Source organism: Bartonella queenslandensis AUST/NH15 (genome assembly GCF_000312585.1).
GTDB lineage: Bacteria > Pseudomonadota > Alphaproteobacteria > Rhizobiales > Rhizobiaceae > Bartonella > Bartonella queenslandensis_A.
Map to the genome: position 1 here is coordinate 66,780 of NZ_HE998006.1, position 1,261 is coordinate 68,040.

Annotated in this window: 1 protein-coding gene; it reads right to left on the minus strand. The window is 37.7% G+C overall.

Annotated elements, in window-relative coordinates:
* Positions 1 to 382 precede the first annotated feature (382 nt).
* On the minus strand, positions 383 to 1,261 hold an 879-nt coding region (locus BN338_RS06850; RefSeq protein ID WP_244427618.1), incomplete at its 5' end, for a tyrosine-type recombinase/integrase.

Here is a 1,261-nt window from a genome sequence, read left to right on the forward strand (position 1 = left end):
ACGCTCATACGGATTCCATCAAACATTCCCCATTGCGTGGGAGTGCTGCTTAAACTTCGTTGTCAGGCTTTGCGTGTTAGCGCATTTGCCATGAATTTAAATACCATAAGATAAAAAGGTTTATCAATGTCTAAAGATCAAGACGAAATAGGCAAGGTAAATTGCATAGAGTTTCATCAGGGGGCAGCCATTTGGGTCATAGCTGATGATCAGATTGTCTTTATCGGGGGTGATTATGGTTGCTGCTTATAATTTATGGACGCCCGAGGCAAAAAGAGAAATCTTCAATCCTTATTCAGGATATAAAAAGTAAATGAAATAAGATACTTATGTATAATATGAGGGAATAGATGAGTATTGATTCTATTGAGTTTTTTTTCCTCTATCCCTTATCTTTTTGAAGCTTTTTTATGGCTTCAAGAGCGAGCTTTTTACGATCTGCGCTCTTTGTGTAAAGAGATGCCATGGCATCATCTGTCCAGCCAAAAATTGCTTTGAGTTGCGATACTGTTGCTCCAGAATTTGCTGCGCGTGTAGCTGCTAATTTTCTTAAGCCATGGGCTGATTTTTTGATACCTGCTTGGGTGCAAGCATTATAAAATGTAATTCCGAAGCTTTCTTTGGGTATTTTTTTCCCGCGTTTACCACAAATGAATGTTTCATCACCTATGGGACCAATTTCAAGCGTTTTGGCTAATTCTGGTAAAATAGGAAGAAAAACATCTGTTTTAAATTGGCTTTTTTCTGTTTTCAGATGAATGATATTATCTTTAACATCTTTCCAACCAATGCGGACCGCATCACCACGACGCAAGCCCGTATACAAAAGAACATCAATCCAAACGCGTTCATGGGTACCATGATGCCATCTTTGATAATATTTTTTGACATCTTCTTCTGTCCAAACAGGAAAGCCTCCTTTATTTTTTAAAGGAGGTTTTTTAACCCCTAAAGTCGGATTATTTTCCAAAAGACCTTGATCAATCGCCCAATTAAAAAGCCCATTAAGTATTTTTAGAAATTCTCTAGCCATTGCTGGTGTTTCTTTACGTCGTTCAACACCGGCTATAATATGTTTCTTTTCAATTGCTTGATATGGAACGTTGCCTATGGAGTCGCATATTTTCATAAGAAAGGGTTCTCTTTGCCTTTTTGTAGCTTTAGAGAGGCTATGCCAATCAGAGCTATTAAAATATTGTTTAACCAGCCATGCAAATGACCCTTCAATCAGTTTACCGGTTTTGGATTTTGGGAGTATAAG